The organism is Eikenella glucosivorans, from assembly GCF_016025525.2.
GTDB lineage: Bacteria > Pseudomonadota > Gammaproteobacteria > Burkholderiales > Neisseriaceae > Eikenella > Eikenella glucosivorans.
Genome location: NZ_JACSGR010000005.1, coordinates 94,304 through 108,029, shown reverse-complemented (window position 1 = coordinate 108,029; position 13,726 = coordinate 94,304). Strand labels below are relative to the sequence as shown.

Annotated in this window: 17 protein-coding genes; 11 read left to right on the top strand and 6 right to left on the bottom strand. The window is 56.9% G+C overall.

Going from position 1 to position 13,726, the window contains the following annotated elements; genetic code table 11:
* Positions 1 to 2 precede the first annotated feature (2 nt).
* Entirely contained in the window at positions 3 to 257 is a 255-nt protein-coding gene (locus tag H9Q10_RS07360; RefSeq protein ID WP_197903315.1) for a hypothetical protein, read from the bottom strand.
* Positions 258 to 374: 117 nt separating this feature from the next.
* On the opposite strand from H9Q10_RS07360, the gene tadA reads away from it, so the two are divergent.
* From tadA to H9Q10_RS07340, 4 genes are all read left to right on the top strand, one after another.
* Entirely contained in the window at positions 375 to 1,115 is a 741-nt protein-coding gene (gene tadA, locus H9Q10_RS07355) for a tRNA adenosine(34) deaminase TadA (RefSeq protein ID WP_197903314.1), read from the top strand.
* A gap of 229 nt (positions 1,116 to 1,344) precedes the next feature.
* Positions 1,345 to 1,542, top strand: a complete 198-nt coding sequence (gene arfA / locus H9Q10_RS07350) for an alternative ribosome-rescue factor A (protein WP_197903313.1) — start codon at positions 1,345 to 1,347, stop codon at positions 1,540 to 1,542.
* Between the two features lie 470 nt (positions 1,543 to 2,012).
* Positions 2,013 to 2,537 carry a hypothetical protein gene (locus H9Q10_RS07345; protein WP_197903312.1) on the top strand — a complete coding sequence of 175 codons (525 nt, stop codon included), beginning with the start codon at positions 2,013 to 2,015 and terminating at the stop codon, positions 2,535 to 2,537.
* A 32-nt stretch (positions 2,538 to 2,569) separates the two neighbouring features.
* Positions 2,570 to 2,845 (top strand): hypothetical protein, encoded by a 276-nt coding sequence (locus H9Q10_RS07340; RefSeq protein WP_197903311.1) that lies wholly within the window; start codon positions 2,570 to 2,572, stop codon positions 2,843 to 2,845.
* A 95-nt stretch (positions 2,846 to 2,940) separates the two neighbouring features.
* Here the strand turns inward: H9Q10_RS07340 and H9Q10_RS07335 are convergent, their stop codons facing one another.
* The 3 genes from H9Q10_RS07335 to H9Q10_RS07325 all read right to left on the bottom strand — a co-directional run bounded on the left by H9Q10_RS07335 (position 2,941) and on the right by H9Q10_RS07325 (position 5,419).
* Positions 2,941 to 3,435 carry a hypothetical protein gene (locus H9Q10_RS07335; protein ID WP_197903310.1) on the bottom strand — a complete coding sequence of 165 codons (495 nt, stop codon included), beginning with the start codon at positions 3,433 to 3,435 and terminating at the stop codon, positions 2,941 to 2,943.
* Between the two features lie 86 nt (positions 3,436 to 3,521).
* Entirely contained in the window at positions 3,522 to 3,782 is a 261-nt protein-coding gene (locus H9Q10_RS07330) for a hypothetical protein (protein WP_197903309.1), read from the bottom strand.
* Between the two features lie 11 nt (positions 3,783 to 3,793).
* Complete coding sequence (locus H9Q10_RS07325) at positions 3,794 to 5,419, bottom strand: ABC-F family ATPase (protein ID WP_197903308.1); 1,626 nt, start codon at positions 5,417 to 5,419, stop codon at positions 3,794 to 3,796.
* 270 nt (positions 5,420 to 5,689) lie between these two features.
* Between H9Q10_RS07325 and H9Q10_RS07320 the strand changes: the two genes are divergently transcribed.
* From H9Q10_RS07320 to H9Q10_RS07300, 5 genes are all read left to right on the top strand, one after another.
* Positions 5,690 to 6,262 carry a peptidylprolyl isomerase gene (locus H9Q10_RS07320; protein ID WP_197903307.1) on the top strand — a complete coding sequence of 191 codons (573 nt, stop codon included), beginning with the start codon at positions 5,690 to 5,692 and terminating at the stop codon, positions 6,260 to 6,262.
* 30 nt (positions 6,263 to 6,292) lie between these two features.
* On the top strand, positions 6,293 to 6,853 hold the full coding sequence (locus H9Q10_RS07315) for a YceI family protein (RefSeq protein WP_197903306.1): 561 nt from the start codon (positions 6,293 to 6,295) through the stop codon (positions 6,851 to 6,853).
* A gap of 77 nt (positions 6,854 to 6,930) precedes the next feature.
* The gene (locus H9Q10_RS07310) at positions 6,931 to 7,422 is read left to right on the top strand and encodes a peptidylprolyl isomerase (protein WP_197903305.1); all 492 of its coding nucleotides are present in this window, start codon (positions 6,931 to 6,933) and stop codon (positions 7,420 to 7,422) included.
* A gap of 75 nt (positions 7,423 to 7,497) precedes the next feature.
* Positions 7,498 to 7,740 (top strand): zinc-ribbon domain-containing protein, encoded by a 243-nt coding sequence (locus H9Q10_RS07305; RefSeq protein ID WP_197903304.1) that lies wholly within the window; start codon positions 7,498 to 7,500, stop codon positions 7,738 to 7,740.
* Positions 7,741 to 7,926: 186 nt separating this feature from the next.
* Positions 7,927 to 8,793 (top strand): ATP-binding protein, encoded by an 867-nt coding sequence (locus H9Q10_RS07300; RefSeq protein WP_197903303.1) that lies wholly within the window; start codon positions 7,927 to 7,929, stop codon positions 8,791 to 8,793.
* 94 nt (positions 8,794 to 8,887) lie between these two features.
* Here H9Q10_RS07300 and nagZ read toward each other — a convergent pair whose 3' ends face one another.
* A complete protein-coding gene (nagZ, locus tag H9Q10_RS07295; RefSeq protein WP_197903302.1) occupies positions 8,888 to 9,973 on the bottom strand; it encodes a beta-N-acetylhexosaminidase in 1,086 nt (361 codons plus the stop codon).
* A 162-nt stretch (positions 9,974 to 10,135) separates the two neighbouring features.
* Between nagZ and H9Q10_RS07290 the strand changes: the two genes are divergently transcribed.
* Complete coding sequence (locus H9Q10_RS07290; RefSeq protein WP_238480166.1) at positions 10,136 to 10,903, top strand: BamJ family beta-barrel-assembly machinery protein; 768 nt, start codon at positions 10,136 to 10,138, stop codon at positions 10,901 to 10,903.
* Between the two features lie 166 nt (positions 10,904 to 11,069).
* A complete protein-coding gene (locus tag H9Q10_RS07285; protein WP_197903301.1) occupies positions 11,070 to 12,023 on the top strand; it encodes an asparaginase in 954 nt (317 codons plus the stop codon).
* Positions 12,024 to 12,126: 103 nt separating this feature from the next.
* Here the strand turns inward: H9Q10_RS07285 and glnA are convergent, their stop codons facing one another.
* Positions 12,127 to 13,545, bottom strand: coding sequence for a type I glutamate--ammonia ligase (gene glnA, locus H9Q10_RS07280; RefSeq protein WP_197903300.1), 1,419 nt, complete (start codon positions 13,543 to 13,545; stop codon positions 12,127 to 12,129).
* Positions 13,546 to 13,726: the final 181 nt, after the last annotated feature.

The following is a 13,726-nucleotide window of genomic DNA, read 5'->3' as shown; positions in this document are numbered from 1 at the left end:
TTTCAGTATTCGTGCTGAATAGCGGCCTGCCGGAAAAGCAAGCCGCTGGAAACACAATCAAAAATAAGCAGCCGGTTCTGGCTGCCAAAGGCAGCCAAGCTTACCCGATTTACCCACTGCCTTGCAAGGCAGGCCAGCACCTTTGAGGCTACCTGAAAAACAAAATCCGACAGGCCGCCAAAAACATTCGGCATGGCAGCGATGCGGTTTTCAGCCAGCAGATTACCCACTTTCAATATCAGCCAGCGGGCAGGCATCGCAGCAGGAATGAAGTTAATCCTCCATAGCCTTTCTTTCTGCCGCCCACCACCACATCTTGCCCGAAACCCCGCCGCACCCTATGATGTCGGCCACTCCGCACGCTCCATCACAATATGCCCGCCATCCCCCTCACCACCCCGCCGCTCGCCCCGCAAACCCGGCATACCCTGCTCCAGCTCGGCATTGCCAACACTTCCGCCCTGCGCCGCACCGGCCCCGCCGCCGCCTTTTTGCTGCTCAAAGCCGCCGGGCTCACCGTTACCGAATCCACCCTGTGGCAACTCGTTTTACTGGCCGAAGGGCGCACTGGCCACCTCAACGACGGTGAGAAAGCCCAATGGCGCAGCCGCTTGCGGGCGCACCGCCCCGTGGCCGTTTTCCCTCCGGCCGACGACATGGCGCATTGGATGCGGCAGGCATTGCAACAGGCCGGGCAGGCCGCCGCGGCAGGCGAAGTGCCGGTGGGCGCCGTGGTGGTGCGACGTGGCGAAATCGTCGGCAGCGGTGCCAACGCCTGCATCAGCGGGCACAGCGTGTGCCGCCACGCCGAAATCCTCGCCCTCACCGAAGCAGGCAGAAAGCTCGGCAACTACCGCCTCGACGGCTGCGACCTCTACGTTACCCTCGAACCGTGCAGCATGTGCGCCGGCGCCATCATGCAGTCGCGCATCCGCCGGCTGGTTTATGCCGCCGCCGAACCGAAAAGCGGTGCCGCCGGCAGCGTGCTCGACCTGTTTGCCCACAAAGCGCTCAACCCGCACACCGCCGTATTGGGCGGCATCCTGGCCGACGAAAGCTCGCGGCTCCTGCAACGCTTTTTCAACGAGCGGCGGCAGGACAAACCGGCTACCTGAAAACCAAACTGCCGCAGGGCAAACCATCCTGCCCGCCATTTTTCAGGTAGCCCCTCATCCTGCCTGCTCCGGCACAACCGGCTACCTGAAAATATGGGCCATACAGTTGCGCTCGGCTATACCGGTGTTTCTGCGAAACCAATCCATTTTCAGGTAGCCTTTCCCGCCGCCCCGCGCTACAATCCGCGCCCGTCCGTTTTACAATACTGCCAACAGCAAAGGAAAACCCATGGCACACCAAACCAACAAAGGCAAAATCCGCGACAACGCGCTCAAGGCGCTGGTGCGCTCCAACCTGTTCCGCCACAAGGTGGAACGCAAGAAAAAAGGCAAAGGCAGCTACCACAGGCAAACGGCCAAAAAATGGCGGGACGGTTTTGAAAACCGTCCCGTTTCATTTGGGCTGGCTGAAGGCTATTTTTCCTAGGCTGTTTTGTTCCATTTTTGCAATAGCTTGCCTGATAATTTTCGTTACTGCTTGCCTTAAATCTAATTTTTTCTTATACTGAAAACGTAATTTCTTAGCTCGTTCGCAGCTTTATTTAAGTTCCGTTCTGGAACAATAATCTCCATATCCCCTTATTTAATTTTTAACCGATTGCAAAACCCACCAGCGTCGTAGGTTTTTACTCGGATACTGGTGCTGGCTTTGCTCATAATGATTGGAGCTTGTAATGCGCACCATAGTATTGGTTTATTACCGCTGTTTCAGCAAAAAATGCTACCGTGTTCGACCACATGTATCCCAAATAAGCTTGCCTGCCAAATTGCTGAGCAGTTTGAATCCAAATCAGCTAAAGATTTATCTTTGTGGCTATGTAGGCTGCTGTCTCGATGATTTTCTTAGCTATCAAGTTGTACCTATGGCTACTTATCCATTAGTTTGGGGAAAAAACTATGATAACTAAATTACGTATTACTATCCGTTTACTACCTGAAAAGCCTGCTGAATATCGTGTTTGCACTGTAAGTAACCGCAATATACTAGCTAAACTAAACAAAGCAGAAGTATCGATTTATGTGGCAGGCTGCCTTCGTTTGATGCCTGAACAAGTAATCAAATGGGAGAAAGCGCCTGAGGAATTTTATCAAGCAGACAAACTGCTGGAATTAATGTTTTCAGACGGTTTTATACGCTATAACTCAGAAAATGATCCAATGCTTTTAAAACAATTTAAAAATGATAGTGATGATGACAGTATCTATGATAGTAGTATTAGTTTTAAATTAGAAGATCTGCAAAAATATGATAGCCGCAGCACACCAGAAATTAAAGGATTGTTTATAGGAGCTCCTAGGACAAATATTCCTATCGAAGAGCACGTTTATTTCTGTCCAGTACTGGTTAGCCTGGATACAAAACAAGAGTTTCAACCTAAACTGAAAATAGAATATGATGTAGATTCATTTGATTTTTCTTAAACAGAACATAGCATTACTTAATGGAATAAAATATGCAAAATTTAAAAAAAATTGCCATTGAAGCCCATTCAGCCAGCTTTAAAAATAAATCTGCCCTAGAAAAAGAACAATTATGTGGCTGTTTCTATTGCCAGCGTATTTATTCATCCAGCAAGTTGAAAGATGAAAATTTTATTCCTGAGGATGACGGTGTTTGTACTGCTTGGTGCCCGTATTGCGGTATTGATAGTGTAATCGGAGAATCGCAGGGATACGAGATTACACCCGAGTTACTCGCTGAAATGAGAAGGATATGGTTTGATTCGTAATTAGGCTGAACAGTCGCCTTAATAATCTCCATTCCGTGTTCAAACGGCTACCTGAAAATCAAGCCGGCTGTTTTTCAGGTAGCCTCTTGCTAGCACTATGCATTGCCGCCAGACAACACCACATAGCCAAAGGCAATCAACACCAACACCAGCATCAGCCAAGTCAGGGGCGATACTTTCAACTCTTTATAGCGCAGCCCGATTGCCTTGCAGGCCCGATAACGCAGGAAATACGGCAAAAAGGCGTAGGCGAGCATCACGCCCGCTGCCAGCCAAAACAGGATTTGCCCTGCCAGCGGCGGCACAGAATCCAGCACGCCCGTCATCCAAACAAACAGGGCAAGCAGCGCGGGTATGCCGAGGGTGTATGCCCATATCCGCCTTGCCTGCCGCCAATGAATCGGCAGTTTGATAAATTGGTAGTTCGTACCGGAAAGCAGAGTGGGATTAACCGACAAAACCCGCGCGCTATACAGCGGAATCAGCGGTATCCACAGCGCCACAATCCAGGCGGTGGTGATGTAGCTGCCGTCCGGTTCGTAATCGCATTCGCCAACAAATGTAGTGCCGAAGCCATTGAGTGTGAACATGTTTTCTCTTCCTTTATTTTCTTATTAGACCATCTGAAAAAGGCTACCTGAAAACCGGTTTTGCGTTTTCAGGTAGCCTCAATCATCTATTGCCGCTTCTCCTGCTGCCACGCCCGATACGAGCGGACGGCGAAAATCAGGCACACCACCCATGCTGCACCCAGCAGCGCCCACACGCCCGTTGTGCCGAACTCGTTAAATAGCCAAGCAATGGCGCGGCCTTTGCGGCGGGCGTTTTCGGTATCAACCACATTCACCGTGCCGCCGCGCGTGATATACCAGCCCAGCGCGGGCAACACGATGAGGGCAGACAGGTTTTGTAGCAGTTTCTTTAAATGAGCGTTCATGGCACTGCTCCTTACTCAATCCCTTTTTTCGCCAGATAGCTTTCGTAGTCGCCCATGTAGTATTCAAAGCCGCCCTTGCCGTCCAGCTCGATAATCTGCGTGGCCAGCGAGGAGACGAACTGCCGGTCGTGCGACACGAAAATCAGCGTGCCTTTGTATTTTTCCAGTGCCATGTTCAGCGATTCGATGCTTTCCATGTCCATGTGGTTGGTCGGCTCGTCCATAATCAGCACGTTGGGGCGCAGCAGCAGCAGTTTGCCGTACAGCATACGGCCTTTTTCGCCGCCGGAAAGCACCTTCACTTTTTTAACGACATCGTTGCTACCGAACAGCAGGCGGCCGAGCGTGCCGCGAATCACTTGTTCGTCATCGCCTTCCTGCCCCCATTGGCGCATCCATTCGGTCAGGTCCATATCGCAGTCGAAGTCGGTTTCGTGGTCTTGTGGATAGTAGCCGATGGTGGCTTTTTCCGCCCATTTGATGCTGCCTGAATCGGGTTTGATGTCGGACAATTTTTCGTCAAACGCGCCCGCCAGCAATTTCAGCAGCGTGGATTTGCCCGCGCCGTTGGGGCCGATAATCGCCAACCGCTGCCCCGCTTCCAAAATATAGGACAGCTTTTCAAACAAGGTTTTATCGAAGGCTTTGGCCAGGTTTTCCACTTCCACTGCTTGGCGGTGCAGCTTGTTTTTCTCGTCCGTTTCAAAGCGGATATACGGGTTTTGCCGCGTGGAGGGTTTCACTTCCACCATTTCGGTCTTGATTTTGTCGGCCTGTTTCAGGCGCGAAGTGGCTTGGCGGGCTTTGGATTTGTTGGCGCTGAATCGGGCGACAAACTCTTGCAATTCCTGCAATTTTTCTTTGGCTTTGGCGTTGTCTTTCAGCGCGCGCTCGCGCGATTGGGCGGAGGCGAGCATATAGTCGTCATAATTGCCGGGGTAAACCGTGATGGTGTTGTAGTCCAAATCCGCCATGTGGGTGCAGACTTCGTTCAAAAAGTGGCGGTCGTGGCTGATGATAATCATGGTGCTGTCGTATTGGTTCAGCACGCCTTCCAGCCAGCGGATGGTGTTGATGTCCAAGTTGTTGGTCGGCTCGTCCAGCAGCAGCACGTCGGGTTTGGAGAACAGGGCTTGCGCCAATAGCACGCGCAGCTTGAAGCCGGGCGCGACTTCGGCCATGGTCGCATTGTGCAGGTTCTCGTCTATACCCACGCCGCTCAACAGTTCGGCGGCGCGCGCTTCGGCGGTGTAGCCGTCGTATTCGGCGAACTTGGCTTCCAGTTCGGCGGCGTGCATGTAGTCTTCTTCGGTGGCTTCGGGGTTGGCATAAATTGCATCGCGCTCGGTCATCGCCGCCCACATTTCGGTGTGCCCCATCATCACCACGTCCAGCACGCGTTGGTCTTCATAAGCAAACTGGTCTTGGCGCAGCTTGCCCAGCCGCACGCCGTTTTCTATCGCCACTTCGCCGCTGGTCTGCTCCAAATCGCCGCCGAGAATCTTCATGAAGGTGGATTTGCCCGAACCGTTCGCGCCGATTAGCCCGTAGCGGTTGCCTTCGCCGAATTTGACGGAAACGTTTTCAAACAGCGGCTTCGCGCCGAACTGCATGGTGATGCCGGAAGTGGAAATCATGGGTGTGTGCCTTTGCGGAAAATGGAATAGAAAAAGCGGGTGATTTTAACACAATCAATATTTTCTGTACTAAAAACAGCCCTCCGGCACATCTTGCGGCTGAAGCCATTCTTTCTTCATGTCAGGCAATGAGCCGCAGACAGTATGAGCAATACGGCAAAGCGAGATAACGCAGCAGGAAGAAAGAAGAGCTTTAAGCCAAGCTTGCAAAATTTTCAGGTAGCCTTTACCCTAGCGCACCTACCATTTTTTCATTTTTTAGCAAACAACATGAAACCCTTCCGCACACTCCTTCTCACCGCCGCGCTCGGCTGCGCCGCCCTAGCCGCCCAAGCCGAAACCCGCGTGCTGCTCGAAACCAGCCAAGGCAACATCGAGCTCGCCCTGAATGAAGAGCGAGCCCCCAAAACCGTGGAAAACTTCTTGGCCTACGCCCGAAGCGGTTTTTATAACGGCACCATTTTCCACCGCGTGATTCCCGGTTTCATGATTCAAGGCGGCGGCCTCACCGCCCAAATGGCCGAAAAATCCCCCACCCGCCCCGCACTCGTAAACGAAGCCGCCAACGGCCTGAAAAACAACCGCTACACCGTGGCCATGGCCCGTACCGCCCAGCCCCATTCCGCCACCAGCCAGTTTTTCATCAACGTGAAAGACAACGAATTCCTCAACCACACCGCCCCCACCGCCCGCGGCTACGGCTATGCAGTGTTTGGCAAAGTGGTGGCCGGGCAAAACGTGGTAGACCAAATCGCCGCCACCCCCACCACCAGCTCAGGCATGTATCAAGACGTACCGCGCACGCCCATCGTCATCCGCCAAGTGCGCATCCTTTCCCAGTAGTTTTCCCAACCACATCAGGAGATTGTCAGCATGAAAAAAGCCCTCGCCCTTGCCATCCTCGCTGCCGCCTTTGGTAGCGCCCAGGCCGACACCTACAAAATCGACAGCCACCACGCCAACGCCCGCTTCGCCATCGACCACTTCAACACCAGCACCAACACCGGCGGCTTCTACAACCTCAGCGGTACCGTAGAATACAACCCCCAGGCCAAACGCGGCAGCGTGAACATCGACATCCCCGTGGCCAACCTGCGCAGCGGCAACGAAGATTTCGACAAACACCTCGCCTCCGCCGACCTCTTCAACGCCGCCCGATATCCCAACATGCGCTTCGAGTCCACCCGCTTCAACTTCCGCGGCAGCAAGCTCGCCAGCGTAGACGGCCGCCTCACCCTGCTCGGCCAAACCCACCCCGTGCGCCTCAACGCCGACCGCTTCAACTGTTACCACAGCCAGCGCGCCAACGCCCAAGTGTGCGGCGGCGACTTCAGCGCCACCATCGACCGCAGCAAATGGGGCATGAACTACCTGCAAGGCATCGTCAGCAACCAAGTGAAGCTCAACATCCAAATCGAAGCCGTCAAACAATAATCCGGCACAACAAAGGCTACCTGAAAATTTCAGGTAGCCTCTTCCCTTTCTCCCAACCCAATTACAGGACAGTAAACATGATCAAACTCCACACCAACTTCGGCACCATCGGCATCGAGCTCGACCACGAAAAAGCCCCCGAAACCGCTGCCAACTTCGAACAATATGTGAAAGACGGCTTCTACGACGGCCTCATCTTCCACCGCGTCATCAAAGGCTTCATGATCCAAGGCGGCGGCATGGACGAAAACATGCAGGAAAAACCCGGCCGCGCCCCCATCAAAAACGAAGCCCAAAACGGCCTGAAAAACAACAAATACACCCTCGCCATGGCGCGCACCCAGGCCCCGCACAGCGCCTCCTCACAATTCTTCATCAACACCAAAGACAACGACTTCCTCAACCACACCTCGCCCAGCCTGCACGGCTGGGGCTACGCTGTATTCGGCAAAGTCGTGGAAGGCCAAGACGTGGTGGACGCCATCGAAGGCGTCGCCACCAAACGCCACGGCTACCACGACGACGTGCCCGTGGAGCCCGTGGTCATCACCAAAGCCGAAATCGTTTAAACCAAGCAGCCGGGCCGGCACGAACCAGCCTGCCCGGCTTACTGGTAAACAAACATTCCAAACAGGAAGCACAGCATGATTTTCATCTTCGGCAGCAAAGGCTATTTCGACGACCTCGGCGAAAGCGGCGAAACCTGCATCTGCAGCAATTGCAACAACCGCGTCAACCTCCACATCACCAACGCCTACACCAAATTCACCCTCTTTTTCATCCCCCTGTTCCGCATGGAATCCAAATACTACCTCACCTGCCCCATCTGCTCCCACGGCTGGAAGCTCAAACGCCAAGAAGCCAAACAACTGCTGCAAACCCGCTAAACACCATGTCCATCGATTTCGGCATCGCCACGCACCATTCCGGCAATGTCCAGATATTTCAAGCAACCGTCAAAGTCAAATCAGCCCGATCACTTTCAGGTAGCCCCTACGGTTTGCAATGAGGCTACCTGAAAACACAAACATAACCGAAGCCCAAACAACCACCCCCCATCCAACCCAACCGCCATGAAACTCAAAACCTTCCTCAAGCAAGCCGCCTCCGTCCTCCGCCGCCTCGACCAACTCCTCCCCCCCGAGCCGCACGATCCCGACTGGCAAGCCCTCGCCTACCGCTGGCAGAAACACGGCAACGGCGGCCAGCTCACCGCCCTGCCGCGCCCCCACACCTTCCCCCTCTCCCGCCTTGCCGCCATCAGCCAGCAAACCCAACTCCTCGTGCGCAACACCGAACAATTCCTTGCCGGCCGCCCCGCCAACAACGCCCTGCTCACCGGCGCCAGAGGCACCGGCAAATCCTCCCTCATCAAAGCCCTGCTGCACGAATACGCCGAACACGGCCTGCGCCTCATCGAAGTCGACAAACACGACCTCGCCGGCCTGCCCGCCCTGCTCGAACTCCTCGCCCCCCGCCACGAAAAATACATCGTCTTCTGCGACGACCTCTCCTTCGAAGACGGCGAAGACAGCTATAAAGCCCTCAAAACCGCCCTTGACGGCGGCCTCTCCCGCCGTGCCGAAAACGTCCTCGTCTACGCCACCTCCAACCGCCGCCACCTCATGCCCGAACACATGGCCGACAACATCGGCAGCACCGGCGCGCGCGGCGAAGTCCACCCCAAAGAAGCCGTAGAAGAAAAAGTCTCCCTCTCCGACCGCTTCGGCCTCTGGCTCAGCTTCTACCCCTTCAGCCAAGAAGACTACCTCGCCGCCGCCGAAAGCTGGCTCGCCGACGCCGGCCTCCCACTCGACGACACCGCCCGCCGCGCCGCCCTCAACTGGGCGCAAATGCGCGGCAGCCGCTCCGGCCGCACCGCCTACCAATTCGCCTGCGACTGGGCCGGCCGCCTGCCGCAGGAAAGAACACCCGATTAAACGCCGCCAACAAAACAGGCTACCTGAAAAATTTCAGGTAGCCTGATGAAACCCATCGCTAGAAAAAGCACAAACAACACCACAAGTTCTTACACTAAAACGCCTCGCCCACCTTCACCCCGCCGGCCACATCCTGCGGCGAAGCCAGCGCGGCGGTAAAAGCTTGGGCGGCCTGGAACTCGGGCTGACCCATCAGCGCCGCATATTCGGCACTCGTGCCGCGGCCGGCCATGTATTGCCAACGCACGGCCAGCTGCGGGTTTTCAGGTAGCCTGAAGCCTTCCAGCAGCTCGTCCACCCAATCCGGGCGGTTGCACACCAGCACAATATCGCAGCCGGCAGCAAAGGATTGCGCGGCCCGCTCGCGGATGCCGCCCGCCGCGCCCGCCCCTTCCATGGTCAGGTCGTCAGAGAAAATCACGCCGTTGAAGCCCAATTCCTGCCGCAGAATCCGCTTCAGCCACACACTTGAGAAACCGGCCGGCTGCGTGTCCACCGCCGGATACACCACATGCGCCGGCATCACGGCGGCCATGCCCGCGGCAGACAAAGCGCGGAATGGCTGGATATCCGCCGCCATCAGTTCGGCCAGGCTGCGCGGGTCTTCCGGCAGCACGTAATGGCTGTCGCCTGCCACAAAACCGTGGCCTGGGAAATGTTTGCCGCAGCTCTGCATGCCGCCGCGGTTGAGGCCGCGTTGCAGGGCCAAAGCCAGCGCGGTTACGATTTCGGCTTGACGGTGGAAGCTGCGGTTGCCGATCACGGCGCACTGCCCCCAATCCAAATCCAGCACCGGCGTAAACGACAAATCCACACCGCAGGCGCGCAGCTCCACCGCCAGCACCCAGCCTATCTTCTCCGCCGCCGCTTCCGCCGCAGCCTGCCCCTGCTCTTCCCAGATTTTACCCAGCACATTCATGGCCGGCAGGCGGGTGAATCCGTCAATAAAGCGCTGCACGCGCCCGCCTTCGTGGTCCACAGCAATCACCAGTTCCGGCGTGCGCAACGCCTTGATTTCGGCACACAATGCCTGAAGCTGGCTGCGGCTCTGGTAATTGCGGCGAAACAAAATCACGCCGCCGACGGCGGGATGCAGCAGGCGCTGTTTTTCCTCCTCGCTCAAACGGTAGGCGGCAACATCGGCCATAATCGGGCCGCGCGGCAGGCAAACGGGGGGCATAGCAAATCTTTCTGCGAGTTTGATTGAAGCGCGGATTTCATCACTTCCGCCGCGAAAACACAAGCTGCAGCCTTTTAATTCTGGTAAAACCGATTGAAACGGCGCGGCAGAAATGCTGTAATGCCAGCCGTTATTTTCTTTGTCCTTCAATTAGGGAGTGTTATGCAAAAAAATATGTTCCGCACCTGTTTGCTCGCCGCCGCCGTGATGTTCGCGCTGGCCGCCTGTAACCAACAGCCCGCTTCCGGCAGCGCCTCTGCCCCGGCAGCCGCTTCTTCGGCTTCCGCCGCCTCATCCGCCAGCGCCCCGGCCGCGTCCGGCGCCCTGGCCAATATGAACGACCAGCAGAAAGCCAGCTTCTTAATCGGCTACCTGCAAGGCAGCCAGCTCAAAGAAGCCAGCGACAGCGGCATGGAATTGGATATGGAAGCCGTGGTGAAAGGCCTGCAATCGGCTATGGCCAGCGAGCCCCAGCCCGTGAGCGATGAAGAAGCCAATGCCATCCTGCAGCAATATCAAACCTCCCAAATGGCCAAGCTCGCCACCCGCCAGCAGGAAGCCGGTAAGGCCTTCCTTGAAGCCAACAAAGCCAAAGAAGGCGTGAAAACCACCGCTTCCGGCCTGCAATACAGCGTGAAAACAGAAGGCACCGGCAAGCAGCCCAACGCCAACAGCACCGTTACCGTACACTACGAAGGCAAGCTGGTAGACGGCACCGTGTTCGACAGCTCCATCCAGCGCGGCGAGCCCGCCACCTTCAAGCTGAACCAAGTCATCAAAGGCTGGGCCGAAGGCCTGCAGCTGATGAAAGAAGGCGGCGAATACACCCTCTACATCCCCGCCGAACTGGCCTACGGCGAGCGCGGCAACCCCGGCATCCCGCCAAACTCCGTGCTGGTATTCGACATCAAGCTGATTAAAGTGCAGTAATTTCCGGCCACGGCCAATAAACAGCAGGCTACCTGAAAACATTTTTGGTTTTCAGGTAGCCTTTAATCTACGCCCAAAAGGCTACCTGAAAAACGAATCCGCCCACTAGCCCAAAATTTCAGGTAGCCCCTATAATCCCGCACTCCCCATCCAGCAGGCTTCCATCATGCAAAAAATCTTCGTCCTCTACACCGGCGGCACCATCGGCATGAAGCCCACCCCCGCCGGCCTCGTTCCCGATACCGCGCTCGCCGAAAGCGCCCTCCAGCCCTATGCCGGCCAAGCCGCCTTCCGCTGGCACATCTGCCAGCCCCTCATCGACAGCTCCAACGTCACCCCCACACACTGGGCAGAATGGCTCGCCATCATCCAAGCCGCCCTCCCCGAACACGACGGCATCCTCATCCTGCACGGCACCGACACCCTCGCCTACACCGCCAACCTGCTCGCCCTCGCCCTCGGCAACCACGGCAAACCCATCGTCCTCACCGGCTCGCAAAAACCCTACCACGCCCCGCACAGCGACGCCCCCGCCAACCTGCAAACCGCCGTTGCCGCCCTGCAAAATCCCCAGCTGCACAGCACCGTCATCGCCTTCGCCGGCCGGCTCTACCCCGCCGTCGGCAGCAGCAAATACAGCACCGAGCGCGACGACGGCTTCGACAACCCCCACTTCGGCACCTGGCAGCCCGAGCCCGCCCCCCAACCCGGCAAACTCAGCGGCCTCCCTCTCCGGCTCGACCCTGCCGCCCGCGTGTGCAGCCACCTGCTCACCCCAGGCCACAGCACCGAGCAAACCGCCCACAGCCTGCGCCACTTCCCCCAGCAGGCCGCCATCCTTCTCGGCTACGGCCAAGGCCACGCCCCCTCCAGCCCCGAACTGCTCGACGCCGTGCGGCACTTCACCCGAAACGGCGGCCTGTTGCTCAACATCAGCCAAGCCCACCACGGCCGCACCGGCACCGCCTACGCTCAAGGCAACGCCCTGCGCCAAGCCGGCGCCGTGGGCGGCGGCAAATGCAACATTGAAACCGCCACCGCCCTCATGACCCTCGCCGCCGGCAACCGCTGGACAGCCGACCAGTTGCAACAAGCCCTGCAACAACTGCATTTGGTCTAACTGCCCTGCTGCACAACAAAAGGCTACCTGAAAAACTTCAATCGTTTTCAGGTAGCCTTTTCTATACGGCAAGGTTTATCCTGCCGTCACGCGTTCGCCCGCCTTACAGCGAATAATACATCTCGAATTCCAGCGGGTGCGGTGCCATGCGGATGCGGCGCACGTCTTCTTCTTTGAAGGCGATGTAGCTGTTGATCCAGTCTTGGCTGAACACGCCGCCGCGCAGCAGGAATTCGTGGTCGGCTTTGAGGGCTTCCAGCGCTTCTTCCAGGGAGGCGCACACGGTGGGCACGAGCGCGTCTTCTTCCGGCGGCAGGTCGTAGAGGTTTTTGTCGGCCGGATCGCCGGGGTGGATTTTGTTCTGAATGCCATCCAGCCCGGCCATCAGGAGCGCGGCAAACACAAGGTAGGGGTTGGCCGTGGGGTCGGGGAAGCGCACTTCCACACGGCGGGCTTTCACGCTGTGCACGGTGGGGATGCGGATGGAAGCGGAACGGTTTTTGGCGGAATAGGCCAATTTGGTGGGCGCTTCAAAATGCGGCACGAGGCGTTTGTAGGAGTTGGTGGAGGGGTTGGCGATGGCGTTGAGCGCTTTGGCGTGCTTGATGATGCCGCCGATGTAGTAGAGGGCGGTGTCGCTCAGGCCGGCATAGCCGTCGCCGGCAAACAGGTTTTGGCCGTTTTTCCAGATGGATTGGTGCACGTGCATGCCGCTGCCGTTGTCGCCCATCAGGGGTTTGGGCATGAAGGTGGCGGTTTTGCCGAAGTTGTGCGCCACGTTGTGAATCACATATTTCATGTCTTGGGTTTGGTCGGCGCGGTGCACCAGGGTGCTGAACTTGGTGCCGATCTCCATCTGGCTGCCGGTGCCGACTTCGCCGTGGTGCACTTCCACAGGAATGCCGATTTCCTGCAAGATGTTCACCATGGCGGAACGCAGGTCTTGCCCGCTGTCTACCGGGGCCACTGGGGCATAGCCGCCTTTTACGGTGGGGCGGTGGCCGGTGTTCTGGCCGTCGAGGTGCAGGCCGCTGGCCCAGGCACCGCTCTCTGAGGTGATTTCGAAGCGGGCTTTGTGCATATGGGTTTCGAATTCGATGCCGTCGAACACGAAAAATTCGGGCTCGGGGCCGAAAAAGGCGGTATCACCCACGCCGCTGGCTTTGAGATAGGCTTCGGCGCGGCGGGCGATGGAGCGCGGGTCGCGGTCGTAGCCTTGGCCGCTGGCGGGGTCGATCACGTCGCAGGTGAGCACCACGGTGGCATCGTCGTAGAAAGGATCGATGAAGGCGGTGGCCGGATCGGGGCGCAGCTGCATATCGGAAGCTTGGATACCTTTCCAGCCGCCGATAGACGAGCCGTCGAAAGGCTGGCCGTTTTCAAACCATTCTTCCGGGTCGTCCAGCACCACGGCGGCGGGCACGGTGAAATGGTGCTGTTTGCCTTTGGTGTCGGTAAAACGTAAATCGACGAAACGCACGTCGTTTTCTTCAATCATTCTGACTACGTTGGTAACGGACATGGTGGCACTCCTCTGTGCGGAAACAAAATCAAGCAGGCATTCTGCCACAACTGCCGCTCGGCGGTATAGATTTTTATCATATTTATATCCATCGCAACAAAAGCCGGAAGGCTACCTGAAAAAGGCTACCTGAAACTCCGAAAATGTTTTCAGGTAGCCTTTTTCAGGTAGCCTCTCACTC

Bases quoted from the DNA above. Each gene is read 5' to 3' on its own strand.
- H9Q10_RS07360 (WP_197903315.1), bottom strand. From the start codon at position 257: ATGCCTGCCCGCTGGCTGATATTGAAAGTGGGTAATCTGCTGGCTGAA.
- tadA (WP_197903314.1), top strand. From the start codon at position 375: ATGCCCGCCATCCCCCTCACCACCCCGCCGCTCGCCCCGCAAACCCGG.
- arfA (WP_197903313.1), top strand. From the start codon at position 1,345: ATGGCACACCAAACCAACAAAGGCAAAATCCGCGACAACGCGCTCAAG.
- H9Q10_RS07345 (WP_197903312.1), top strand. From the start codon at position 2,013: ATGATAACTAAATTACGTATTACTATCCGTTTACTACCTGAAAAGCCT.
- H9Q10_RS07340 (WP_197903311.1), top strand. From the start codon at position 2,570: ATGCAAAATTTAAAAAAAATTGCCATTGAAGCCCATTCAGCCAGCTTT.
- H9Q10_RS07335 (WP_197903310.1), bottom strand. From the start codon at position 3,435: ATGTTCACACTCAATGGCTTCGGCACTACATTTGTTGGCGAATGCGAT.
- H9Q10_RS07330 (WP_197903309.1), bottom strand. From the start codon at position 3,782: ATGAACGCTCATTTAAAGAAACTGCTACAAAACCTGTCTGCCCTCATC.
- H9Q10_RS07325 (WP_197903308.1), bottom strand. From the start codon at position 5,419: ATGATTTCCACTTCCGGCATCACCATGCAGTTCGGCGCGAAGCCGCTG.
- H9Q10_RS07320 (WP_197903307.1), top strand. From the start codon at position 5,690: ATGAAACCCTTCCGCACACTCCTTCTCACCGCCGCGCTCGGCTGCGCC.
- H9Q10_RS07315 (WP_197903306.1), top strand. From the start codon at position 6,293: ATGAAAAAAGCCCTCGCCCTTGCCATCCTCGCTGCCGCCTTTGGTAGC.
- H9Q10_RS07310 (WP_197903305.1), top strand. From the start codon at position 6,931: ATGATCAAACTCCACACCAACTTCGGCACCATCGGCATCGAGCTCGAC.
- H9Q10_RS07305 (WP_197903304.1), top strand. From the start codon at position 7,498: ATGATTTTCATCTTCGGCAGCAAAGGCTATTTCGACGACCTCGGCGAA.
- H9Q10_RS07300 (WP_197903303.1), top strand. From the start codon at position 7,927: ATGAAACTCAAAACCTTCCTCAAGCAAGCCGCCTCCGTCCTCCGCCGC.
- nagZ (WP_197903302.1), bottom strand. From the start codon at position 9,973: ATGCCCCCCGTTTGCCTGCCGCGCGGCCCGATTATGGCCGATGTTGCC.
- H9Q10_RS07290 (WP_238480166.1), top strand. From the start codon at position 10,136: ATGCAAAAAAATATGTTCCGCACCTGTTTGCTCGCCGCCGCCGTGATG.
- H9Q10_RS07285 (WP_197903301.1), top strand. From the start codon at position 11,070: ATGCAAAAAATCTTCGTCCTCTACACCGGCGGCACCATCGGCATGAAG.
- glnA (WP_197903300.1), bottom strand. From the start codon at position 13,545: ATGTCCGTTACCAACGTAGTCAGAATGATTGAAGAAAACGACGTGCGT.